The sequence below is a fragment of the Streptomyces sp. NPDC059582 genome (genome assembly GCF_042735715.1).
In the GTDB taxonomy this organism is placed as follows: domain Bacteria; phylum Actinomycetota; class Actinomycetes; order Streptomycetales; family Streptomycetaceae; genus Streptomyces.
Window position 1 is genome coordinate 1 of sequence record NZ_JBHWCC010000006.1, and the last position, 22,905, is coordinate 22,905.

Consider the following 22,905-nt stretch of genomic DNA (forward strand, 5'->3'; position numbering starts at 1 on the left):
CCTCCGGCCCCCGGCCGTCAGGCCTCCGGCCCCCGGCTTCCGGCCCCCGGCTTCCGGCCCCCGGCCGTGAGGCTCCCGGGTCCCCGGCCGTCAGGCCTCCGGCCTCTGGCTCCCGGCCGTCAGGCTTCCGGCCCCCGGCCGTCAGGCTCCCGGGTCTCCGGGTCTCCGGCCGTCCGGCCTCCAGCTTCCGGCCCCCGGCCCCCGGCCGTCAGGCTCCCGGGTCTCCGGGTCTCCGGCTTCCGGCCCCCGGCCGTCCGGCCTCCGGGTCTCCGGGCCCCCGGGATGCCTGGCCTCGCCCCGACCCGTCGCTCACCGGACCGGCAGGGTCAGGCTCAGGCCCTCCTCCCGGACCGTCCAGGTCCGGCGGCGTACCGGGCCGGCGACGGTTGCGTCGGCTCGGTAGCGGAAGTCCGTGCCCGAGACGGTCACCAGGCGTCCGCGGGCCAGCAGCGGGGCCACCTCCGCGCCCACCGACGCCGGGTGCACCTCCACCGCGGCGAACCCGGCGCCTCCCGGTGTCACCGACACCGCCTCCACCGGCTGGTCCAGGTCGATCAGCGTCACCCCGTCGACCTCCACCCGCAGCCGGGACGGCCCGGTCCGGGGCGCGGTGACCGGGGACGGGGTCCTCGGCGGGCGGGACGGCACCAGCGTGCGGACCAGGGACTGGTACGTCCGCAGCCACGGGTGCGCCGGGTCGTCGACGGGCTCCTGCGGCACCTGGAACACCGGGACCGGCGGGATGTGCAGCGCCCCCAGCACCACGCCGTCGCTGTCGTCGACCAGCAGATCCAGCCGCCGCTCGGCCCCGTACAGCACGGCGCGCGCGGCCGCCACGGTCCCCGTCGGCACCCCGAGCGAACGGGCCACCGAGAGCGCCGTGCCCACCGGCACCACCGACAGCACGCATCCGGCCAGCTCCCGCTGACGGTGCAGCAGGGACACCGCCCGTACGAGCGCCCGGTCGTCGCCGACCACCACCGGCCGGCGGGACCCCCGCCGGGCCAGGGCGCGGGCGAACTCCTCGGGCCCCTCCGGCAGACACACCTTCGTCGTCGCACCCGCACTGAGCACGTCTTTCGCGATCCGTACGGCCTCGCCGTCCGTCTGCCGGGCGACCGGGTCGATGACCACCAGCAACTGGTCGGAAGTCGCCACCTCGGTCATGCCTCGCTTCCTCGGGTAGCATCTTTGTGCAAGAGCCCCTTGCGCTATTGCGCCAGGGGCTTCGTCTATTCCGGGGCATCCGGGTCCGACGGGTTCACGGCCGACTACGGCCGTAGGTGGCCGACGTAGGCCGCCGGTGTACACAGCACAAAGCCGTGCCGCGTACGCCCCGACTCTGGACATGCCCCGCCCGGAAGGGGTGTACGCGCGTGCCCGCACTTGTGCTGCTCGGTGCTCAGTGGGGTGACGAAGGCAAGGGAAAGGCGACGGACCTGCTGGGCGGATCCGTTGATTATGTGGTGCGCTACCAGGGCGGCAACAACGCCGGCCACACGGTGGTCGTGGGCGACCAGAAGTATGCCCTTCACCTCCTCCCTTCCGGAATCCTGTCCCCGGGGTGCATCCCCGTCATCGGTAACGGTGTCGTGGTCGACCCGTCGGTCCTGCTCTCCGAGCTGAGCGGTCTGAACGAGCGCGGCGTCGACACGTCCAAGCTTCTGATCAGCGGAAACGCTCATGTCATCACTCCGTACAACGTCACCGTCGACAAGGTGACGGAACGCTTCCTCGGGAAGCGGAAGATCGGCACGACCGGCCGGGGCATCGGACCCACCTACGCGGACAAGATCAACCGCGTGGGCATCAGGGTGCAGGACCTCTACGACGAGTCGATCCTGACCCAGAAGGTCGAGGCGGCTCTCGACGTCAAGAACCAGGTCCTCACCAAGCTCTACAACCGCCGCGCGATCGCGGTGGACCAGGTGGTCGAGGAACTGCTGGGCTACGCGGACAAGCTCCTGCCGTACGTCGCCGACACCGTCCTCGTCCTCAACCAGGCGCTCGAGGACGACAAGGTGGTCCTCTTCGAGGGCGGTCAGGGCACGCTGCTGGACATCGACCACGGCACGTACCCCTTCGTCACCTCGTCGAACCCGACCGCGGGCGGCGCCTGCACCGGTGCCGGCGTGGGCCCGACGAAGATCAGCCGGGTCATCGGCATCCTCAAGGCCTACACCACCCGGGTCGGCGCAGGACCCTTCCCGACCGAGCTGTTCGACGCGGACGGTGAGGCGCTGCGGCGGATCGGCGGCGAACGCGGTGTCACCACCGGCCGCGACCGCCGCTGCGGGTGGTTCGACGCGGTCATCGCCCGCTACGCGACCCGCGTGAACGGCCTGACCGACTTCTTCCTCACCAAGCTCGACGTCCTCACCGGCTGGGAGGAGATCCCGGTCTGCGTGGCGTACGAGATCGACGGCAAGCGCGTCGAGGAACTCCCGTACTCGCAGAGCGACTTCCACCACGCGAAGCCGATCTACGAGACCCTCCCCGGCTGGTCCGAGGACATCACCAAGGCGAAGTCGTTCTCCGACCTCCCGAAGAACGCGCAGGCGTACGTGAGGGCCCTGGAGGAGATGTCGGGCGCCCCGATCTCCGCGATCGGCGTGGGTCCGGGCCGGGACGAGACGATCGAGATCAACTCGTTCGTCTAGGCCGCCGCCGCGGGGACGAACCGCCTCCGCCGGCTGCTCAGGCCGCCCGCCGAACCGCCCGTCGGTCCGCCCTTCCGGGTGTGATCGGCGGGCGGTTCCGCGTGCCGCGGGGTGCAATCGGGGTATGAGAGCGCACCGCAGGACGCTGTGCCGGGGACCGTACGGCGGCGAGGGCGAGCGGCCGGACGAGACGGACTGCGCCGACCCGGCCGTCTTCGAGATCGCCCGGTACGACAGGCCGCCGCTGCGGGTGTGCCCGGTGCATCTGGGGCCGTCCCTGCTGATGGCGGGCGCGGTGCTGTGGCCGCCGGAGATCACGCTCATCGGCCGTCCCTGACGTGCGGGACCGGCCCGCGCGGCCCGGGCCGGACACCGCCGCGCACGGTCCTCAGCTGAAGACGATCATCGATCCCTGTGCCAGGCTCCGCGTCGCCGCCGCGTGCAGTCCCAGCCAGACGTGCCGCTCACGGGCGAAGGGGCTGGGATCGTACGGCGCCGGCGCGGCCGGCTGCTCCAGTTCCGTCGGCGTGGGCGGGGGGCCCGGGGCCAGCGGCGGGTGCGCCGCGTCGATGCCGATCACCGGGGCGACCTGCTCCAGCTCCCGCAGCAGGGCCTGGGAGGAGCCCAGCGGGCCGCCGCCCGCGAGCAGGTCGTCGTCGGACAGCGGGTGCGGGAAGTCCACCGGCACATAGGCGCCCGCGTGGTCGTAGTGCCAGACCAGGTGCGACTGCTGGGCCGTCGCCTCGAACATCTCCAGGAGCTGCTCGTAGTCGCCGCCCAGGTCGTCCACCGGCGTCACCGGCAGCCCGCACACCTGGAGGAGGTAGGCGCGGCGCAGGAAGTGCAGCGCGTCGTAGTCGAAGCCGGCCACCGGGGCGACCTCGCCGGACAGGCCCGGCATGTACTGGTACACCGGCACCGGTGGCAGCCCGGCCTCGGTGAGCACCTTGTTGTACTGGGCGAGTTCCTCGGCGAACGGGTTGTCGGGCGTGTGGCACAAGACGTCGACGAGCGGTACCAGCCACAGGTCACAGGCCAAAGAGAGCTCCTCGCTCAGCGTGTAGCACGGCGGTCAGGGAAGGGAAGAGTAGTCGCTGCGGCACGGGTTCAGCTCCCCTCGTGCAGGTCCCATACCCACACCCCGCCGGTCCACCTACCGGGTCGGCCGACCAGCTTCTCCAGGGCCTGGCGCAGCTCGGTGTCGTGGGGCTGCGGGGCGAGCACGAGCACGCCCGCCTTCCAGAAGGCGAAGTCCCGGGCGGCCTGCGCTTTCCAGTTCGTGCCGATCTCCGGGACCTTGCCCGAGTAGCGGATGTCCCGCAGCAGGTTGGAGGTGTGGCGCGGGGAGGCGCCGTAGATGCCGACGCGGTCGTCGCCGTAGGGCCCGTTGAAGTAGCCGCCCGGGAGTCTGAAGCCGAGGTGCGCGGCCGTCTGCCAGTGCAGCCCCTCCGCGTTGCCCGGGTCGGGCAGCGGGACCGGGACCAGGCTCTCGCCGGGCTGGACGTACGGCTTCCACATACCGTCGGCGATGAAGGCGGGGACATCCACGCGGGGCGTCGACTTCAGCGGCGCGGGGACCAGGGGGAGCAGGGCCAGGGAGACGGCCAGCAGACCGGCGTAGACCGTGCCGACGCGGCGGATCGCCGCCAGCCGTTCGATCGCGAGGGCGAGGAGCACGCCCAGCGCGGGGGCGCAGATCATCGCGACCCGGCCCTCGATGACCGACTCGAACAGCGGCTTGTCGGAGAGGAAGGCCCAGGGGCCGGGGAAGACCGTGTCGGTCAGCGGGACGCGGACCTTCGGGCCCAGCGACAGCACGGCCGCGGCCAGGGCCGTGAACGCCAGCGCCTTGACGACGGTCCGCTCCCACAGCCGTACGACGATCGCGAAGGCGAGCAGGGCCAGCGGCCAGCCGTAGAAGGCGTTCTGCTCGGTCGGGTTGAGGGAGAGGGCGTTCGCGCGATCCGCGTCGCCCGCGAGCAGTGAGCGTTCGGCGAACGAGAGCAGGGCGAGGGGGCTGTTGCCCGCGTTGTCGCCGTGCAGGACGCTGTGGTAGCTCTGCGGGCCCGCGAACTGCCAGACCAGCGGGTAGCAGACGAGCGGCAGACAGACCGCGGCGGCGATCAGCAGGCCGCGCAGCAGCGGGCGCCAGGCCGCCTTCGCCACGTCCCGGCGCAGCACCCCGTAGGCGCAGGCGAACAGCAGCATCCCGATCGACGCGAGCAGCAGCGGCTCCTCGCCGAGGAAGATCTGGTAGGCCGCCATCAGTCCGAGGATCACCGCGTTGCGTACGACCCGGGTGCCCGCGCACAGGCGCAGGGCACGGTCGATGATCAGCGGGATCATGAACAGGATCACGAAGTTGGGGTGGGCGTTGGCGTGGCTGACCATCGGCGGGGCGAAGGCGGCCAGGGAGGCGCCGACGAAGGCCGCCGCCCGCTGCCGTACGACCCGTTTCACGATCAGCCAGTACCAGGCGGTGGCGGTGGCGGCCAGGCCCAGGGCCATGCACAGGCTGAGCGCGGCCGCGGGCCCGAGGAGCAGCGTGACCGGGGCGAAGGGCACCGACAGGCCCAGCATGACCGTGTTGGCCATGAGGTTCACGCCGTCGGGGAAGCCCTGGAGGTCGGTGAAGAGCGGATTGCGCAGATGGGAGACGTTGTCGGCGGTCACCGCGAAGAACCACTCCCACTGGTTCTGGTCCTGGAGGGAGTCCTGGAGATAGCGGTGGGCCGGGTCGAAGAAGCGGCCCGAGTACAGGGCCACGGACATGAGGAGGAAGAGGACGGCCGCGAAGGCGTCGGCGGGGCGCAGGGCGCGGGCCTTGAGGCGGCCGAGTTCGCCGAGGACCCGGGCGTAGTCCAGGGGCCGCACCTTCGAGCCGGACTGATGGGACCAGGTCACCGGGACCTCGGCGACCGGCCAGTCGGCGCGGCGGAAGTGCTGGAGGACCTCGACGTCGATGCCCCAGCCGTTGAGCCGGGAGCCGGCGAAGGCGGCTCGCCCGCTGTCGCCGTCGAACAGCTTGAAGCCGCACTGGGTGTCGCGTATCCCCGGGACCGCGACGCTGCGTATCAGGAAGTTCCCCGCCCGGCCGAGCAGTTCGCGCAGCCGGTGCTGGCGGTAGCCGATCTCCGCGCCCGGGACCGAGCGGGAGCCGACGGCCGCCGCGTTCCCCTCGCTCAGCGCCTTGTCGAGCTTCTCCAGCTCCTCGATCGGCGCCGCCAGGTCGGCGTCCGTGACCAGCACGCGCCGGCCGCGCGTGGCGGCGACACCGAGCCGCAGGGCGTGGCCCTTGCCCCGGTTGCGGGGGCTGGCGACCAGCTGGATCCGGGGGTCCCGGCGGGCGGTGACGATCTCCCGGGTGGCGTCGGTGGAGCCGTCGTCGGCGACCACGATCTCCCACTCGCCCCACCTGCCCTCGGGCTCGCCGAGATAGCGGGTGATCGCGTCGAGGGTGGGGCCGAGCCGCTGCTCCTCGTTGTAGGCGGGGACGACGACGGACAGGTCCACGACGGACAGGCCGACGGCGCTCCTCCCGGTGTTCCTCATCCGCCGGCCAGCCGTTCCATGAGGGTCAGGGAGTGCGTGTTGTACTCCTCGACCATCAGCCGGGCGGCGGGCAGATCACGCCGGGCCAGGGCGTCGACCAGTTCCGTGTGCCCGGCCCACAGCAGGCCGCGCAGGTCGGTCACGCGGCGCAGGTGCTGCACCGCGCACACCCAGGACTGCACGCGCAGCCGGTGCAGGAAGTCGACGAGGTAGGGGTTGCCGAACAAGGCGCTGAGCTCGCGCCAGAACCGCAGGTCGTATCCGATCAGCACGGTCAGGTCACCGGCGTCGGCGGCGCGCTGGGCCTCCTCGCCGCGCCGGCGCACCCCCGCGACGGCGGCGGCGACCCGTGGGTCGCCGAGGTCCTGGAAGCGTTTGTGGCCGGATTCGAGTGCGTGGAACATGCCCTCGGTGACCAGCCCGCGGGCCTCGACGATGCCCCGGAAGTCGTCGGCCGAGTACTCGTGCACCCGGAAACCGCGGTGCTGGTCGGCCTCCAGAAGGCCCTGTGCGGAGAGATCGACGAGCGCCTCGCGCACCGGGGTCGCGGAGACCCCGTACTGTTCGGCGATCTCCTTGACCGTGAACTCCTGTCCCGGCTGCAACCGCCCGGCCAGCACCTCGTCACGAAGCGCGTCCGCGATCTGCTGCCGCAGGGTGCTGCGGGTCACGGCGCCGTTGCCGCTGGGGCCGGGCATCGTCGGGGGGTCTCCCTCGTCACGTGGCAGGGGCGTGCTCGTCCGAGTCGCTCATGTACATCTACGAGCACGCCACCTTACGCGTTCGGGTTCCCGGGACGCCCGGGCGAGGCGCCTACTCCGTGTGTTCGTCGGCCACGCAGAGCGCGGCGTCCAGAGCGGCCAGTCCTTCCTTCAACTCCGCCTCGCCGGCGTTGCACGGCGGCACGAAGTGGGTGCGGTTCATGTTGATGAAGGGCCACACGCCGTGCTTCTTCGCGGCGGCGCCGAACGCGGCCATCGGCGCGTTCTGCGCACCGGCCGCGTTGTACGGCACCAGCGGCTCCCGGGTCTCCCGGTTCCTGACCAGGTCGAGCGCCCAGAACATGCCGACGCCGCGCACCTCGCCGACGCTCGGGTGGCGCCGCGCGAGCTCCCGCAGCCCCGGCTCGACGACGGACGCGCCCAGCCGCGCCGCGTTCTCGACGACGCCCTCCTCGGCCATCACGTTGATCGTCGCGACGGCGGCCGCGCAGGCCAGCGGGTGACCGGAGTACGTCAGGCCGCCGGGGTACGCCCGCTTCGCGAACGTCTCCGCGATCGCGCCGGAGATCGCGACCCCGCCGAGGGGCACGTATCCCGAGTTCACGCCCTTGGCGAAGGTCATCAGATCCGGCACCACGTCGAACAGGTCGGCCGCGAACCACTCACCGGTGCGCCCGAACCCGGCCATCACCTCGTCGAGGACGAAGACGATCCCGTACTTGTCGCAGAGCTCACGCACCCCGGCCAGGTAGCCCGGCGGCGGGACCATGATCCCGGCGGTGCCCGGAATGGTCTCCAGGATGATCGCGGCGATCGTCGACGGCCCCTCGAAGGTGATCGTCGTCTCCAGGTGCTCCAGCGCCCGGGCGCACTCCTGCTCCTCGGTCTCGGCGTAGAAGCGGGAGCGGTACAGGAACGGCGCCCAGAAGTGCACGACCCCGGCCGCGGCACCGTCGGAGGCCCAACGGCGTGGGTCGCCGGTGAGGTTGATGGCCTGCTGGGTCCCGCCGTGGTACGAGCGGTACGCCGAGAGCACCTTGGGGCGGCCGGTGTGCAGTCGCGCCATGCGCACGGCGTGTTCCACCGCGTCGGCGCCACCGTTGGTGAAGAAGATCTTGTCCAGGTCGCCGGGGGTGCGCTCGGCGATCAGCCGGGCCGCCTCCGAGCGCGCCTCGACGGCGAAGGCGGGCGCGAACGTGGACAGGGTCGCGGCCTGTTCCTGGATCGCGGCGACGACCTTCGGGTGCTGGTAGCCGATGTTGGTGAAGACGAGCCCGCTGGTCAGGTCGAGGTAGCGGTTGCCGTCGTAGTCCCAGAAGTACGACCCCTCCGCGCCGGCGACGGCGAGCGGGTCGATGAGCTCCTGCGCGGACCAGGAGTGGAAGACATGCGCGCGGTCCGCGGCCTTCACGGCGGCGCCGGCCTGGGGGTCGGTCTGAGGGGTCATGCGGGCGAGCGTAAATGTCCGCGATACGGAAGCGGTATCGGCGTCCTGTCTGCGGTCGGGGGCTTTCCGCGACAGGTTGTCCACACCGCAGGCCCGCACCGCGGGCGGGACGGCTGTTACGCAACCGTGGAGACCGCTCCGGCCGGCTCCTCCCGGGGCCGCACTATTCTCGGTGCGTTGCACACCTATGGGGGGAAGGCGGCGCAGCCATGGAGATGCTCGGACCGGGAGATCCGCCGCGGATCGGCGGGTACCGGCTGCTGGCGCGGCTCGGGTCCGGCGGCATGGGGCACGTGTATCTGGCGCGGTCCGACCGCGGGCGGACGGTCGCCGTGAAGCTGGTGCGCCGGGAGCTGGCCGAGCGGGAGGAGTTCCGGGCGCGGTTCCGGCAGGAGGTGCGGGCCGCGCGACGGGTCGGCGGGTACTGGACCGCGCCGGTGCTGGACGCGGACACCGAGGCGCCGGTGCCGTGGGTCGCCACCGGGTACGTCGCCGGGCCCAGCCTCCAGCAGGTCGTCGGGCACGACCACGGAGCCCTGCCGGAGCGGTCGGTACGGATCCTCGCCGCCGGGCTCGCCCACGCGCTCGTGGACATCCACTCCGCCGGGATCGTCCACCGCGACCTCAAGCCGTCCAACGTGCTGGTGACCCTCGACGGTCCCCGGGTCATCGACTTCGGGATCGCGCGGGCCATGGAGACGATGGCCGAGAGCGGTCTGACGAGCACCGGCTCGCTCGTCGGTTCGCCCGGTTTCATGGCGCCCGAGCAGGTGCGCGGTGACCGGGTGACGCCCGCGTGCGACGTGTTCTGCCTCGGTTCGGTGCTCGCCTACGCCGCGACCGGCACCCTGCCCTTCGGCTCCGCCGACAGCGGGGTGCACGCCCTGATGTTCCGTATCGCGCAGGAGGAGCCCGATCTGACGGGCGTGCCCGAGGGCATCGCCGACCTGGTCCGCGACTGTCTGCGCAAGGACCCGGCGGCCCGCCCGTCGCTCGGCGCGCTCCTGGCGCGGACCGGAGCGCAGGACACGGTCTCCGGCGGACGCTCCCGCGATCCCTGGCTGCCCGGCGTGCTGGTGGCCCAGCTCGGCCGGCACGCGGTACGGCTGCTGGACACGGAGAATCCGACGGGGCCGACGGGGCCGGTGGACCGGGCGGGTTCGGCGGGGCCGGAGGGTCCGGCGGATCGGGTCCGCCCGGAGGGCCGGGTGGACCGGGCAGGCCCGGCAGGGCGGGTGGGTTCAGCAGATCCCACAGGTCCGGCAGGTCCGGCAGGTCCGGTGGACCGGTCGAAGCCCGTGGAGCCGGTCGACGCGGAGGGCCCGCGGCGGGCGGTCCACGCCCAGGAGGCCGTGCCCGAGCACGCCTCCGCCGCGGACGACGTCTCCCCGTCGGACGCGGGCCCCGGACAACTGCCGACGTCCGCGGTGACACCGGCGAACCCGTCGGCACCGGCACCCGCCCACCCCTCCTACGGCCACCCCCAGCAGCACCCGCACCCGCACCCTGCCTACGGCTACCCCGGGCACGGCACGCCCACCGGTGTCCCGGCTCCGTACAACCCCTACGGCGACCCCGGTGGCACCCCGCCCTACGGCCCGCCGCCCGGCGGCTCCACCCTGCTCCACCCGTCCGGCCTCCCCGAGGAGCCGCGGCGCCCGAACGGCCGGTCCACGGTCTTCCTCGTCCTGATCGCCCTGGTCGTCGCACTGGCCGCGGGCGGCTCGGTGTACGCCCTGATGAGCGGGGCCGGCCGCCCCGGCGCGAGCCCCACCGCCCCGTCGACGGGCGGCGCGCAGACCTCGCCGGACGCCACGACCCCCGAGCCGTCCCGGCCGGAACCCTCGGGCTCCGGATCGAGCACCGCCGTGCCCGGCGACGGTGCCGTTCCGGAGGGGTACGTCGGCACCTGGGCCGCGACGATCGACGGCGCGAACACCCGCCGGCTCACCATCCGGCAGGGCGAGGTGGGCGAGGCGCTCCTCACCCTGATCGCCGACGGCCCCGCCGGGACCGGCGTCTACCACTGCGAGTTCACGGCCCGGCTCACCCGGAAGCCCGCCGCGCAGGGCCCGTTGGAGATCGGCCCGTCCACCGTGACGTCCGGTGAGCCGAGATCCTCCTGTTCCCCGGGCGGAGCCACCCGGGTGACCCTGCTGCCCGGTGGCGGTCTGGAGCGGGTGAACACGAGCACCGGAGAGCAGCTCACGTACGTCAGGCAGTGACGAAGTGGACGTCACGGCAGGACAGTTGAACGTACGGCGAACTTCGCAGGTACGGCCTGGAAGGCCCTCTCCGGCAGCCGTACGGTGACCCCACGATTCGGCTCCGGGGAGTTGCGGGGGCACCCAGGTGGAGTGGCTGAGCGCAGAGAACGTCGTCGCCTTGGGGACCGCGGTCCTCGGTATCGTCGCGTCCGGCGTCATGGTCTGGTACGAGCGCCGGGTGCCGCGCCGCAAACGGATCGGCTACCGCGTACAGATGGACAACCCGATCGGCGACGACGTCAGATCGGGGCGGGCCAGCAGACGGCTGGGACTCTTCGACGAGGCCCCCGGCATGACCGACGCCACGCTCGTCCTGCTGCGGATAGAGAACGACGGCTCGCAGAGCATCGTCGACAACGACTACACCGGACGTGAACTCCACGGCCTGACGGCGGTGTTCACCGACCGCACCATCCGGGGTGTCTCGGTCACCCAGCCGCCCGAGACCGACCACCTCATGGACCACTTCACCCCGGCGGCCGGCCTCGGCTACGAGGGCAACACCCTGCGCATCCCGCGCGTCCCGCTCAACCGCGGCGACCACTTCAAGCTGCTCGTGCTGCTCTCCGGCGGTGACGTGGGCCGTGAGATCCGGCTGAGCGGCGGCATCCGGGACGGCGAGGTGCACCCCAACCGCAGCGCGACCCCGGACGAGAAGCCGCCCCTGTTCAGCCGCGCGGCCCGGATGATCACCATCATGCTCACGCTCAGCGTGCTCACCCTCGCCGCCCTCGTCGTCACCCGCGACGACACCCCGCCGCCCATCGGCTGCGCCCACGGCACCCTGACGATCACCGGGTCGACGGCGTTCGCGCCCGTGCTGAAGGAGGTCGCGCAGAAGTACCGGCGGGACTGCGAGGGATCGACCGTAGTGGTCGACGCGCACGGCTCGACCGCGGGTGTACGGGAGCTGGCGGCGGCCGGCGCGCAGAGCAAGGGCGCGCCGCCCGTCGTGGCCCTCTCCGACGGCCCCAAGCCCAGCGACATGCCCGAGCTGCGGGAGAACCGGATCGCGGTGTCGGTCTTCGCGCTCGTCGTCAACGACAGGATCCCGCTGCGGAACCTGTCGACGCGGGACGTACGGCGCCTGTACCGCGGCCAGATCACCAACTGGCGGCAGCTCGGCGGCCCGGACCTGCCGGTGCACCTGGTCAGCCGGGACGCCAACTCGGGGACCCGGCAGGTCTTCCAGCGCCGGGTGCTGGGCCGCGGCGAGATCGCCAACTCCTCCGTCGACTGCGTCCACAAGGACGACCCGACGGCCCCGGTGATCCGCTGTGAACTGGACTCGACGGACCAGGTGCTGACGACGGTCGCCGAACTGCCGGGCGCGGTCGGCTACAGCGAGCTCACCGCGGCCGACCGCGCGCCGGGCCTGCACCATCTGGACCTGGACGCCGACCCGCCGTCCGTCGACGCGATCGAACACGGCACGAGCGCCTACCCCTACCGGGAGATCGAGTACGCCTACACCTACGGCCGGCCCCCGGCCGACTCCCTGGCGTCGAGCTTCCTGACCTATCTGTCGCGGGGCAACGGCCAGGACGTGATCCGCACCCACGGACACATCCCGTGCTGGACGCCGGAGGGGATGAAGCTCTGCGCGTAGCGCCCGTCCGGGGGCCGGGGGCGCGTACACCCGACAGGGGTCCCGGGGCCGCGGTTCACCGCGGCTCGGGCGGGCGCTGCCTCGGCATGTTCGGCCGGGAGGGGCCCGGCGGCAGCGGGAAGCGCCCGTGGCCGCCCCCGGCGTCCTGCCGGGGCACGGAGGCCACCGACGACTGGATCCCCAGTGGTGCCGACCCGGTCCGGAACTCCACCATCCAGTCGGCGGTCTCGGTGCGCACCAGCTCGGTCATGTCCTCCGAGAACCGCCGCAGCACGCCGAGGCACCGGTCGGCGGCCTCGCTCGCGGTGCCCTCGGCCGGCCCCAGCACCTCGCGCACGCTCTCCGATGCCCAGTCGAACTGGAGCAGCTGAAGCCGCCGCTGGATCGCCTGCGCCGTCGCCACGTCCCTTATCCACCCCGACGTCACCCCGAAGAACCGGTCGACGCCCACGCACGCGCCCGCCAGCAGCAGCGCCAGATATCCCCAGGGCGCCACCCCGCCGACGACCCTGGTGAAGTCCAGGAACGGCAGCGTGGCCCCCGAGACCGCCCCGACCGCCGCGCCCGTGCGCAGGGTCCACGCGCCCCGCCGCTTGCCCACCCGGTCGGCCAGGTACCAGGAGGCGGTCTCCAGCGCCCCGCGCTCCACCCACCGGTACAGCTCGTCCAGCCGCTCGGCCGGCTCCCCCCAGTCCCCGAGCGGAAACGCCCGCCCGGTCAGATCGCCCGGCCGCAGCCCGGCCGAGCCCTCGTCCCGCCCGTCCTGAGGCGGACCCTCGGGCTGCATCTCCGGCTGACCCACCCGGCACTCCCTACTGATCCCGACCGATCACGTTGCGTGACACCGTGGCACGGCGAACCGTGACATCCGATGCTGATGCGCCGCACCCCTTCCTACCGCCCAATGGGTGGCGAAGAGACAGGTTTCATCGCTTTTCCGCCCGTAAGAGGGCCTTGATCAGGTATAGGACGGACAAACGAGTCACTCGAAAGAGTGCTGGAGCGATGCCTGCCTGGACCACGTAGGCTCGTGCCAGGTGGGGAGAACCCCGCCCCGACACCGTACGAAACCAGGAGCTGATCGTGATTCCCGGTGGTGGCCAGCCCAATATGCAGCAGCTGCTCCAGCAGGCCCAGAAGATGCAGCAGGACCTGGCGCGGGCACAGGAGGAACTGGCGCAGACGGAGGTCGACGGCCAGGCGGGCGGCGGCCTGGTGCGGGCGACCGTGACGGGCTCCGGTGAACTCCGCGCCCTGAAGATCGACCCGAAGGCGGTGGACCCGGAGGACACCGAGACCCTCGCCGACCTCGTCGTCGCGGCCGTCCAGGCGGCCAACGAGAACGCGCAGACCCTCCAGCAGCAGAAGCTCGGCCCGCTGGCCCAGGGACTGGGCGGCGGCAGCGGCATCCCCGGCCTGCCGTTCTGACGTTCGTACCGGGAGAGGCGCCCACCGCCTTCCTCGAACGGGCGGCCTCCAACTACGGTACGTACTGAAAGACCCTGAAGACCCAGGAAGGGCAGTCCGTTGTACGAAGGCGTGGTCCAGGACCTCATCGACGAGCTGGGGCGGCTTCCCGGCGTCGGTCCCAAGAGCGCGCAGCGGATCGCCTTCCACATCCTCCAGGCGGAGCCGACGGACGTACGGCGGCTCGCGCACGCCCTCCTCGAAGTGAAGGCGAAGGTCCGCTTCTGCGCGACCTGCGGCAACGTGGCGCAGGAGGAGCTGTGCGGGATCTGCCGCGACCCCCGCCGGGACCCGACGGTCATCTGTGTCGTGGAGGAGCCGAAGGACGTCGTGGCCGTCGAGCGCACCCGTGAGTTCCGCGGCCGCTACCACGTCCTCGGCGGCGCGATCAGCCCGATCGACGGGGTCGGCCCGGACGACCTGCGGATACGGGAACTCCTGGCCCGCCTGGCCGACGGCACGGTCACCGAGCTGATCCTGGCCACGGACCCGAATCTCGAAGGCGAGGCGACAGCGACGTACCTCGCCCGCATGATCAAGCCCATGGGCCTGAAGGTCACCCGCCTGGCCAGCGGCCTCCCGGTGGGCGGCGACCTGGAATACGCGGACGAGGTCACGCTCGGCCGCGCCTTCGAGGGGAGACGACTCCTAGATGTCTGACGCCACGCTGCACGCGACCGAGCGGAACCCGGACGACTTCGCGGTTCAGATCGCGGACCAGATCGAGAGCTTCCTGGTGGCCGTCGGCGAGGTCGCGAAGGGCGACGAGCCCGACTCGGCCGTCCCCTTCCTTCTCCTGGAGGTCTCCCAGCTCCTGCTGGCCGGCGGTCGGCTCGGCGCGCACGAGGACATCGTCCCCGACGAGCGCTACGAGCCCGACCCGGGCCCGGAGCCGGACGTGGATGACCTCCGCGAGAACCTGGCCCGCCTCCTGGAGCCGATCGACGTCTACTCCGAGGTCTTCGACCCCTACGAGCCCCGCAAGGCGCCCGTTCCCGCCCGGATCTCCGACGACCTCGCTGACGTCATCGCCGACCTGCGCCACGGCATGGTCCACTACCGCGCCGGCCGCACCACGGAAGCCCTGTGGTGGTGGCAGTTCTCCTACTTCTCCAACTGGGGCACCACGGCCTCGGCCACCCTCAGGGCCCTGCACTCCGTCCTGGCCCACATCCGGCTGAACCAGCCCTTGGAGGAACTGGACGGCCTGGACACCGACCAGGACGTGGGCGACGAGACGCTGGAGTTCGAGGCCGGCCGGGTGATGGCGGAGGAGATCGCGGGACCCCTGGGGCTCGGCCAGACCCAGTGACGTGACGTCCGTGCGGGCCGCCTCGGGGGCGGACCGCACGGTTCCTGTTCTTCTGCGGCCCGATTCCGCGGCCCGGTACTCCCCATCCCCGGTCCTCCTGACGCCCGAGCCGGGGAGTCTGAAACCCACGTCACAGCGATCACCTGTGTGCCCCTGGTGCCAGTGGGCAGGGAGTGTTCTGGAACGGCGACCGGACATCTCACCATGCGGGACCGCAGGGGTGGAATTCGGACGCTCGATAGACTGAGCCGACCCGCAGTACACCGGCGTATGTGCGGGCAAGAAGACAAACTGAGCGAGGAGCGCACGTGGGCCTTGTCGTGCAGAAGTACGGAGGCTCCTCCGTAGCCGATGCCGAGGGCATCAAGCGCGTCGCCAAGCGAATCGTGGAAGCGAAGAAGAACGGCCACCAGGTGGTCGTCGTCGTTTCCGCGATGGGCGACACGACGGACGAGCTGATCGATCTCGCCGAACAGGTATCCCCGATGCCTGCCGGGCGTGAGTTCGACATGCTGCTGACCGCCGGAGAGCGGATCTCCATGGCACTGCTGGCCATGGCGATCAAAAACCTGGGCCACGAGGCCCAGTCGTTCACCGGCAGCCAGGCAGGCGTCATCACCGACTCGGTTCACAACAAAGCCCGGATCATCGATGTCACGCCCGGCCGGATCCGCACCGCGCTGGACGAGGGCAACATCGCCATCGTGGCCGGGTTCCAGGGCGTCAGCCAGGACAAGAAGGACATCACCACGCTGGGGCGCGGCGGGTCCGACACCACGGCCGTGGCCCTCGCCGCCGCCCTCGACGCCGAGGTCTGCGAGATCTACACCGACGTCGACGGCGTGTTCACCGCCGACCCGCGCGTGGTGAAGAAGGCGAAGAAGATCGACTGGATCTCCTTCGAGGACATGCTGGAGCTCGCCGCGTCCGGCTCCAAGGTGCTGCTCCACCGCTGCGTGGAGTACGCCCGCCGCTACAACATCCCGATCCATGTGCGCTCGTCCTTCTCGGGGCTCCAGGGCACCTGGGTCAGCAACGAGCCGAAGCAAGGGGACCAGAAGGTGGAGCAGGCCATCATCTCCGGTGTCGCGCACGACACCTCCGAGGCCAAGATCACGGTCGTCGGCGTGCCGGACAAGCCGGGCGAGGCCGCCGCGATCTTCCGGACCATCGCCGACGCCCAGGTCAACATCGACATGGTCGTGCAGAACGTGTCCGCCGCCGCCACCGGTCTGACGGACATCTCCTTCACGCTGCCGAAGACCGAGGGTCGCAAGGCCATCGACGCCCTGGAGCGCAACCGGGCGGGCATCGGCTTCGACTCGCTGCGCTACGACGACCAGATCGGCAAGATCTCCCTGGTCGGCGCGGGTATGAAGACCAACCCCGGTGTCACGGCGACCTTCTTCGAGGCGCTGTCGGACGCGGGCGTGAACATCGAGCTGATCTCGACCTCCGAGATCCGCATCTCGGTCGTCACGCGCGCCGACGACGTGCCGGAGGCCGTCCGGGCCGTGCACTCCGCCTTCGGACTGGACTCCGAGAGCGACGAGGCCGTGGTCTACGGAGGCACCGGGCGCTGATGGCCGGAACCGGACGCCCCGGACGACCGGCGCTGGCGGTCGTGGGAGCGACCGGTGCCGTCGGCACCGTCATGCTCCAGATCCTGTCCCAGCACGCGGACGTCTGGGGCGAGATCCGTCTGATCGCCTCTCCGCGCTCGGTCGGCCGCAAGCTGGCCGTGCGCGGGGAGGAGGTCGAGGTGGTGGCCCTGACGGAGGAGGCCTTCGACGGGATCGACGTCGCCATGTTCGACGTGCCCGACGAGGTCGCCGCGCACTGGGCGCCGGTCGCCGCCGCCAAGGGCGTGGTGGTCGTGGACAACTCGGCCGCCTTCCGGATGGACCCGGAGGTGCCCCTCGTCGTGCCCGAGGTCAACGCGCACCGGGCGCGGGTGCGTCCGCGCGGGATCATCGCCAACCCGAACTGCACCACCCTGTCCATGATCGTGGCGCTGGGCGCGCTGCACGCCGAGTTCGGGCTGCGCGCACTGGTCGTCTCGTCCTACCAGGCGGTGAGCGGGGCCGGGCGGGCGGGCGTCGAGACCCTGCGGCAGCAGCTGTCCCTGGTCGCCGGCACCGAACTGGGGTCCCATCCCGGTGACGTACGGCGGGCCGTCGGGGACAACACCGGGCCGTTCCCGGAGCCGGTGGCGCTGAACGTCGTGCCGTGGGTCGGGTCGCTGCGCGAGGACGGCTGGTCGTCGGAGGAGATGAAGGTGCGGGACGAGTCCCGCAAGATCCTCGGGCTGCCGGAGCTGCCCGTCGCGGTGACGTGTGTTCGGGTGCCGGTCGTCACCACGCACTCCCTCACCGTCCACGCCCGCTTCGAGGGCGAGGTCACCGTCGACCGGGCCCGCGAGATCCTCGCCACGGCGCCCGGTGTCGTCCTGTACGACAACCCGGACGCCGGTGAGTTCCCGACCCCCGCCGACGTGGTGGGCACGGACCCGACCTGGGTGGGGCGGGTGCGGCGGTCGCTGGACGACCCCACCGCGCTGGAGCTCTTCGTCTGCGGGGACAATCTGCGCAAGGGGGCCGCGCTCAACACCGCCCAGATCGCGGAGCTGGTGGCGGCCGAGTTCGCCTGAGGCCCGTGCCCGGGGCGGCCGGACGGAAAAGCGCCGGCAGTGCGCGCGCTGATTTGTAGAATCCGAAACAAAATGTGAGTCGGTCGATGGTCCGGACCACTTGAATCATCGGTCCTCCGCGGCTGAAGATTTTCTCCCCGCCCTCCGCAACCGCGCCGAGGGCGGGGAGCGTCTTTGCGGTCGCCCTTCCGGAGCGTGGGGACGCGTGTGATCCAGGCGTGGGGACGCCGTGGTGTGGGCGTGGGGACGCCCACCGTATGGGACATAGGGGAAGAGCGGGACGCATGAGGGCATTTGAGGCAACGTCAGTTGTGCTGCCTGACGCGAGAACGTCGCCGGTCGCGTCGGCCGTCACGTCCGACGCAAAAGAGACGCCCGGCACGTACAACCCTCACCGGGGGGAGCGTGTCCAACTGGCGTGGCAGAGGTACTCGATTTCACAGCGGCGACCCGTGGCACCGTGCTGCGGCCGCCCCGACGGACCCGCATGCCGGGTGGCATGCCGGTGATCGCGCCCATGCCCGCAGCGCGGCCCACCCGCATTCCGAACCAGCGTGACGCCGAGGACGCGGCGGCGGGCACCACCGTCGACCACCTCACCGAGACCTACCGGGCTCACTACCGCTCGCTGCTGGGTCTCGCGGCGCTCCTCCTCGACGACACGGCCTCCTGCGAGGACGTCGTCCAGGAGGCCTTCATCCGCGTCCACTCCGCCCGCAAGCGGGTCCGCGACCCGGAGAAGACCCTCGCCTACCTGCGTCAGACGGTCGTCAACCTCTCCCGTTCCGCGCTGCGCCGCCGCATCCTCGGCCTGAAGCTGCTCTCCAAGCCGATGCCGGACATGGCGAGCGCCGAGGAGGGGGCCTACGACCAGCTGGAGCGCGACTCCCTGATCAAGGCGATGAAGGGCCTCCAGCGCCGCCAGCGCGAGGTCCTGGTGCTGCGCTACTTCGCGGACATGACCGAGGCCCAGGTCGCCGAGTCGCTCGGGATATCGCTGGGCTCGGTGAAGGCGTACGGGTCCCGCGGCATCGCGGCCCTGCGCATCGCCATGGAGGCGACGGCGTGAGGGAAGAGTCCGCGGGTAGGGAGTCGCAGGAGCGGCACGAGCCGTTCGTCCGGCACGAGCCGACGAAGTCGCCGCACGAGCAGGAACCGAAGCAATCGCACGCTGGGAACGGAACCGTGAACCACAGCCCTGACGAAAAGAGCCCCGCCGGGCTCGACTCGGACGAGCTGGCACTGCGCAGCCTGCTGCACGAAGTCGTCCAGGAGATCGAGCCGCGCGACGGCACACTGGACCACCTGCGGCGGGCGGTACCCGCCAGGCGCGCCCGCAAGCGGCAGGCCGCCGTCGGCATGGCGGCCGCGGCCCTCTTCATCGGCACCGCCGTCCCCGCCCTGCTGCACGTCTCGCACTCCGTCGGCTCCGACGCCGACCCGTCGATCGCGGGCAACAGCTCCCAGGCGCAGGGCGGCTCCGGTTCGGGCAAGGGCCCGGACGGTGGGTCGAGCATCTCCGGCGGGGCAGGCGGCAACTCCACCGGCCCGGGCCAGGACGATCCCGAGGGTCCCGGGCGGAGCAACGACACCGGCACCGCCACCGGCGCGTCCGGCACCGCCGACCCCTCGGCCAGCATCGAGGCGACCGCCCCCACGTGCACGGCCGGCCAGCTAGGCTCCGCCACCGCGAGCGCCGACGTCCCCGACTCCGCCGGCATCGTCTACGGCACGTTCCGGGTCACCAACGTCTCCACCGTCGGCTGTGCCGTCGGCGGCGGCGGCAGCGTCACGCCCCTCGCCCAGGGCGCCGCGGACGCCACCAGGATCACGGTCGTGGAGCACGCCGCGGGCGACGCCGCGGCCGGCCTGCCCGACCCTTCCCTCTACGTCCCCCAGCTGACCATCGCACCCGGCTCCGCCTACGAGGTGAAGTTCGCCTGGGTGCCCTCCGCGACCTGTCCGACCACCGGCGGCAACGGCGGCACCGACACCGGCAGCCCCAGCCCCGACCCGAGTCCGACCGGGGCCGTGGGCTCCACCTCCTCGGGCAGCTCCACCGGCAGCGACGGCACCTCCACCCAGATGCTCGCCGAGGACGGCACGGCCGACGGCAGCGTGGTCGTCTCGCACACGCCGGAGGCGGGCTCGCCGTCGGCCGCGGTCACGGTGTCGAACGCGTGCGCGGGGACGGTCTACCGGACGGGCGTGCTGGCCGCGTCGTAGGGACGCCCACGTCCGCCGGACCGGCGTACCGGGCCGCGTCCTGAGGGCGGCGAGCCGGGCGTACCGGCCCGGGTGTCGGGCAGGGGGAGCCCGGGTTGCCGGGCGAGCCCCGGAGGGCCAGGCGGGCGGCGGTCAGACCGTCGCGTGCCGCTGCTCCTCGGTCACCAGCCCCAGCCGCGCGTCCCGCGTGAACTCCACCTCGCGGCGCAGCAGCCGGAACCACATGAAGACCACGAAGCCGGCGAACACGAACCACTCACCGGTGTAGCCGAGGTTCTGGAACGCCTTCAGGTCCAGTCCCGTGTCCGGCGCGGCGGCCGCGGGGACCGCCGTCAGCCCCGGGTCGCCGTGGTTCAGCGTGACCCACGCGTCGTACACGTCGTACGGCACGAGGTTCACCAGGGACGCCGAGCTGATCGCCGCGGTCTGTCCGGCGGGCAGGCCGCCGCGCGCGCTGACCCCGTTGTCCCCCGGGGTCTCGGACGCCTGGAGCGCGCCGGTGACGGTGACCTCGCCGGCCGGCGGCGCCGGGGCCGCCGCCGGGTCGGCGTCACCGGGCAGCCAGCCGCGTACGACGGGCAGCGCCCGGCCGCCGTCGGTGCGCAGCAGCGTCAGTACGTAGTAGCCCTCGCGGCCGTCCAGCTCGCGGCCGGGGACGAGCAGCTGCTTGCCGTACCGTCCGGTCGCGGAGACCTGGTCGCCGGACGTCGCCTTGTCCACGGGCAGCAGCTCGGCCAGCGGCCGGGCCGTCTGCGTCCGCTCGGACGCCGCCTGCCGGCCCGCGTCCTGGTGGTCGGCCATCCGGGACTCGAACCGGCTCAGCTGCCAGGACCCCATGAAGACGCAGAAGGGGATGGCCAGCAGCACGAAGACGTTGATCCCCCACCAGCGGGGCGTCAGCAGGAACCGGTACACGCCCTCAAAGGTACGGGGCGGGAACGCGGCGCCGGGCGGCGGGGCAGGACACCGGAAAAGTAAGGAAATCGGAAGTAGATCGGAAAGGGACTGCTCGAAGTCATCCACAGGGTGGGGGCCTCACCGGCGGATTGCCGTCCGGGACAGGCAGTATGGGGCCATGACTGAGAGCAACGGGTCCGCCTCGCCGGATCAGCAGGTACAGCGCGAGGAGATGCCGGACTGGGAGAAGCGCTTCCGGGCGCCACGGGTGTCGCTGCCCGACTGGGCGGAGGACGCACCGCACCGGGCCTTGTTCGTGTCCAACGCCACGGGGACGTACGAGCTGTACGCCTGGGACCGGGCGACCGGCGAGCAGCGCCAGGTCACAGATCGGCCGAACGGCACCACGGACGGCGTGCTCTCCCCGGACGGCACGTGGATCTGGTGGTTCGACGACAAGGACGGCGACGAGTTCGGCGTCTGGCGCCGCCAGCCCTTCGACGGCGGCGAGAACGAGACGGCCACGCCCGGCCTGGAGCCTTCCTACCCGGCGGGCCTGGCCCTCGGCAGAGACGGCCGTACGGCGGTCGTCGGCCGCTCCACCGACGACGAAGGTACGACGCTGCACCTCGCGCGCCTGGGCGAGGCCCCCACGGAGATCTACCGCCACCGCGAGTCGGCGGGCGTCGGCGACCTCTCGCACGACGGCTCCCTGATCGCGATCGAGCACACCGAGCACGGCGACGCCATGCACTCGGCGCTGCGCGTGCTGCGCCCCGACGGCACGGCGGTCGCGGAACTGGACGACACCGAGGGCGGCACCCGGGAGCTGGGCCTGGAGGTGCTCGGATTCGCCCCGGTCGACGGCGACACCCGCCTCCTCATCGGCCACCAGCGGCGCGGCCGCTGGGAGCCCCTGGTGTGGGACATCGCGACGGGCGAGCAGACGGACCTGGTGCTGGACCTGCCGGGCGACGTGAACGCCGAGTGGTACCCGGACGGCAGCGGGCTGCTGATCGTGCACGGCTTCGAGGCCCGCAGCGAACTGTTCCGCTACGACCTCACGACGAGCGAACTGGCGAGGATCCCCACGCCGCCCGGCACGGTGTCCGGGGCGACGGCCCGCCCGGACGGCAGCGTCGAGTACCTGTGGTCGTCGTCCGCCGAGCCGTCCGCCGTGCGTTCGACGACGGGCGGGGTGGTCCTGGACCCGCCCGGTCTGAAGTCCCCGGGCTCCGTCCCGGTGCAGGACGTGTGGGTGGAGGGCCCGGGCGGCCGTATCCACGCCCTGATCCAGAAGCCCGCGGGCGCCACCGGCCCCCTTCCCACGGTCTTCGACATCCACGGCGGCCCGACCTGGCACGACAGCGACTCCTTCGCGGCCGCCCCGGCGGCCTGGGTGGACCACGGGTACGCGGTGGTCCGGGTCAACTACCGGGGCTCGACGGGCTACGGCCGGGCGTGGACGGACGCCCTGAAGCACCGCGTCGGGCTGATCGAGCTGGAGGACATCGGCGCGGTCCGCGACTGGGCGATCGAGTCCGGGCTCGCCGACCCCGCCCGTCTGATCCTCACCGGCGGCTCCTGGGGCGGCTACCTCACCCTGCTGGGCCTCGGCGTCCAGCCGGACGCCTGGACCCTGGGCATCGCCGCGGTCCCCGTCGCCGACTACGTCACGGCCTACCACGACGAGATGGAGGCCCTGAAGGCGATGGACCGCACCCTGCTCGGCGGCACCCCGGAGGAGGTCCCGGACCGCTTCGAGGCGTCCTCCCCGCTCACCTACGTCGACCAGGTCAAGGCCCCGGTCTACATCTCGGCGGGCGTCAACGACCCGCGCTGCCCCATCCGCCAGATCGAGAACTACGTCAAGCGCCTCGAAACCCGCGCCGCGGTCCACGAGGTGTACCGCTACGACGCGGGCCACGGGTCGCTGGTCGTGGACGAACGGATCAAGCAGGTGCGACTGGAGCTGGAGTTCGCGGAGAGACACCTCGGCGGCTGACCGCTTTCGTCCCGCCGGCGCTCGCAGCCCGTCCGGCGTTCGAGGACGAGGCGGTTCGGTCCGACGGGTTCCGGGGTGAAGCCCCGGGGGA

General features: G+C 72.1%; 19 protein-coding genes. 12 read left to right on the forward strand and 7 right to left on the reverse strand.

The window, feature by feature from the left end:
• Window positions 1–309 precede the first annotated feature (309 nt).
• A complete protein-coding gene (locus ACFV0T_RS07675) occupies window positions 310–1,167 on the reverse strand; it encodes a diacylglycerol kinase family protein (RefSeq protein ID WP_385775552.1) in 858 nt (285 codons plus the stop codon).
• A gap of 209 nt (window positions 1,168–1,376) precedes the next feature.
• Between ACFV0T_RS07675 and ACFV0T_RS07680 the strand changes: the two genes are divergently transcribed.
• Together ACFV0T_RS07680 and ACFV0T_RS07685 are read left to right on the forward strand one after the other, a co-directional pair.
• Complete coding sequence (locus ACFV0T_RS07680) at window positions 1,377–2,660, forward strand: adenylosuccinate synthase (protein WP_385775554.1); 1,284 nt, start codon at window positions 1,377–1,379, stop codon at window positions 2,658–2,660.
• 124 nt (window positions 2,661–2,784) lie between these two features.
• Complete coding sequence (locus tag ACFV0T_RS07685; protein WP_385775556.1) at window positions 2,785–2,997, forward strand: hypothetical protein; 213 nt, start codon at window positions 2,785–2,787, stop codon at window positions 2,995–2,997.
• A 51-nt stretch (window positions 2,998–3,048) separates the two neighbouring features.
• On the opposite strand, the gene ACFV0T_RS07690 is transcribed toward ACFV0T_RS07685, so the two are convergent.
• The 4 genes from ACFV0T_RS07690 to ACFV0T_RS07705 form a co-directional block, all read right to left on the reverse strand.
• Window positions 3,049–3,699 (reverse strand): hypothetical protein, encoded by a 651-nt coding sequence (locus ACFV0T_RS07690; protein WP_385775558.1) that lies wholly within the window; start codon window positions 3,697–3,699, stop codon window positions 3,049–3,051.
• 68 nt (window positions 3,700–3,767) lie between these two features.
• A complete protein-coding gene (locus tag ACFV0T_RS07695; RefSeq protein ID WP_385775560.1) occupies window positions 3,768–6,212 on the reverse strand; it encodes a dolichyl-phosphate beta-glucosyltransferase in 2,445 nt (814 codons plus the stop codon).
• Complete coding sequence (locus ACFV0T_RS07700) at window positions 6,209–6,910, reverse strand: GntR family transcriptional regulator (RefSeq protein ID WP_385775562.1); 702 nt, start codon at window positions 6,908–6,910, stop codon at window positions 6,209–6,211. Before ACFV0T_RS07700 ends, ACFV0T_RS07695 begins: the two co-directional genes overlap by 4 nt.
• Before the next feature lie 115 nt (window positions 6,911–7,025).
• Window positions 7,026–8,381, reverse strand: coding sequence for an aspartate aminotransferase family protein (locus ACFV0T_RS07705; protein ID WP_385775564.1), 1,356 nt, complete (start codon window positions 8,379–8,381; stop codon window positions 7,026–7,028).
• A 209-nt stretch (window positions 8,382–8,590) separates the two neighbouring features.
• Here ACFV0T_RS07705 and ACFV0T_RS07710 point away from each other — a divergent pair, with 209 nt between their 5' ends.
• The gene (locus tag ACFV0T_RS07710) at window positions 8,591–10,606 is read left to right on the forward strand and encodes a protein kinase (RefSeq protein WP_385775566.1); all 2,016 of its coding nucleotides are present in this window, start codon (window positions 8,591–8,593) and stop codon (window positions 10,604–10,606) included.
• 127 nt (window positions 10,607–10,733) lie between these two features.
• On the forward strand, window positions 10,734–12,257 hold the full coding sequence (locus ACFV0T_RS07715; protein WP_385775567.1) for a substrate-binding domain-containing protein: 1,524 nt from the start codon (window positions 10,734–10,736) through the stop codon (window positions 12,255–12,257).
• Window positions 12,258–12,312: 55 nt separating this feature from the next.
• On the opposite strand, the gene ACFV0T_RS07720 is transcribed toward ACFV0T_RS07715, so the two are convergent.
• A complete protein-coding gene (locus ACFV0T_RS07720) occupies window positions 12,313–13,059 on the reverse strand; it encodes an SLATT domain-containing protein (RefSeq protein ID WP_385775568.1) in 747 nt (248 codons plus the stop codon).
• 281 nt (window positions 13,060–13,340) lie between these two features.
• Between ACFV0T_RS07720 and ACFV0T_RS07725 the strand changes: the two genes are divergently transcribed.
• The 7 genes from ACFV0T_RS07725 (at window position 13,341) to ACFV0T_RS07755 (ending at window position 19,912) form a co-directional block, all read left to right on the forward strand.
• Window positions 13,341–13,685 (forward strand): YbaB/EbfC family nucleoid-associated protein, encoded by a 345-nt coding sequence (locus tag ACFV0T_RS07725; RefSeq protein ID WP_385775570.1) that lies wholly within the window; start codon window positions 13,341–13,343, stop codon window positions 13,683–13,685.
• Window positions 13,686–13,784: 99 nt separating this feature from the next.
• The gene (gene recR / locus ACFV0T_RS07730; protein ID WP_385775573.1) at window positions 13,785–14,384 is read left to right on the forward strand and encodes a recombination mediator RecR; all 600 of its coding nucleotides are present in this window, start codon (window positions 13,785–13,787) and stop codon (window positions 14,382–14,384) included.
• A complete protein-coding gene (locus ACFV0T_RS07735; RefSeq protein WP_385775575.1) occupies window positions 14,377–15,036 on the forward strand; it encodes a DUF5063 domain-containing protein in 660 nt (219 codons plus the stop codon). The genes recR and ACFV0T_RS07735 overlap by 8 nt, the downstream gene beginning before the upstream one ends.
• A gap of 308 nt (window positions 15,037–15,344) precedes the next feature.
• Window positions 15,345–16,619 carry an aspartate kinase gene (locus tag ACFV0T_RS07740; RefSeq protein ID WP_385775577.1) on the forward strand — a complete coding sequence of 425 codons (1,275 nt, stop codon included), beginning with the start codon at window positions 15,345–15,347 and terminating at the stop codon, window positions 16,617–16,619.
• Window positions 16,619–17,686: an aspartate-semialdehyde dehydrogenase gene (locus ACFV0T_RS07745; RefSeq protein ID WP_385775579.1), complete on the forward strand. Its 1,068-nt coding sequence runs from the start codon at window positions 16,619–16,621 to the stop codon at window positions 17,684–17,686. The genes ACFV0T_RS07740 and ACFV0T_RS07745 overlap by 1 nt, the downstream gene beginning before the upstream one ends.
• A 418-nt stretch (window positions 17,687–18,104) precedes the next feature.
• Complete coding sequence (locus ACFV0T_RS07750) at window positions 18,105–18,755, forward strand: SigE family RNA polymerase sigma factor (RefSeq protein ID WP_385775582.1); 651 nt, start codon at window positions 18,105–18,107, stop codon at window positions 18,753–18,755.
• A 116-nt stretch (window positions 18,756–18,871) separates the two neighbouring features.
• Complete coding sequence (locus tag ACFV0T_RS07755) at window positions 18,872–19,912, forward strand: hypothetical protein (RefSeq protein ID WP_385775585.1); 1,041 nt, start codon at window positions 18,872–18,874, stop codon at window positions 19,910–19,912.
• A 132-nt stretch (window positions 19,913–20,044) separates the two neighbouring features.
• On the opposite strand, the gene ACFV0T_RS07760 is transcribed toward ACFV0T_RS07755, so the two are convergent.
• Entirely contained in the window at window positions 20,045–20,827 is a 783-nt protein-coding gene (locus ACFV0T_RS07760; RefSeq protein ID WP_385775588.1) for an SURF1 family protein, read from the reverse strand.
• A 160-nt stretch (window positions 20,828–20,987) separates the two neighbouring features.
• On the opposite strand from ACFV0T_RS07760, the gene ACFV0T_RS07765 reads away from it, so the two are divergent.
• Window positions 20,988–22,814, forward strand: coding sequence for a prolyl oligopeptidase family serine peptidase (locus ACFV0T_RS07765; protein WP_385775591.1), 1,827 nt, complete (start codon window positions 20,988–20,990; stop codon window positions 22,812–22,814).
• The last annotated feature ends 91 nt before the right edge of the window (window positions 22,815–22,905 follow it).

Excerpts from the sequence above, each read along its gene's own strand:
- ACFV0T_RS07675 (WP_385775552.1), bottom strand. The coding sequence starts at position 1,167 with ATGACCGAGGTGGCGACTTCCGACCAGTTGCTGGTGGTCATCGACCCG.
- ACFV0T_RS07685 (WP_385775556.1), top strand. The coding sequence starts at position 2,785 with ATGAGAGCGCACCGCAGGACGCTGTGCCGGGGACCGTACGGCGGCGAG.
- ACFV0T_RS07695 (WP_385775560.1), bottom strand. The coding sequence starts at position 6,212 with ATGAGGAACACCGGGAGGAGCGCCGTCGGCCTGTCCGTCGTGGACCTG.
- ACFV0T_RS07700 (WP_385775562.1), bottom strand. The coding sequence starts at position 6,910 with ATGCCCGGCCCCAGCGGCAACGGCGCCGTGACCCGCAGCACCCTGCGG.
- ACFV0T_RS07705 (WP_385775564.1), bottom strand. The coding sequence starts at position 8,381 with ATGACCCCTCAGACCGACCCCCAGGCCGGCGCCGCCGTGAAGGCCGCG.
- ACFV0T_RS07710 (WP_385775566.1), top strand. The coding sequence starts at position 8,591 with ATGGAGATGCTCGGACCGGGAGATCCGCCGCGGATCGGCGGGTACCGG.
- ACFV0T_RS07735 (WP_385775575.1), top strand. The coding sequence starts at position 14,377 with ATGTCTGACGCCACGCTGCACGCGACCGAGCGGAACCCGGACGACTTC.
- ACFV0T_RS07745 (WP_385775579.1), top strand. The coding sequence starts at position 16,619 with ATGGCCGGAACCGGACGCCCCGGACGACCGGCGCTGGCGGTCGTGGGA.
- ACFV0T_RS07765 (WP_385775591.1), top strand. The coding sequence starts at position 20,988 with ATGACTGAGAGCAACGGGTCCGCCTCGCCGGATCAGCAGGTACAGCGC.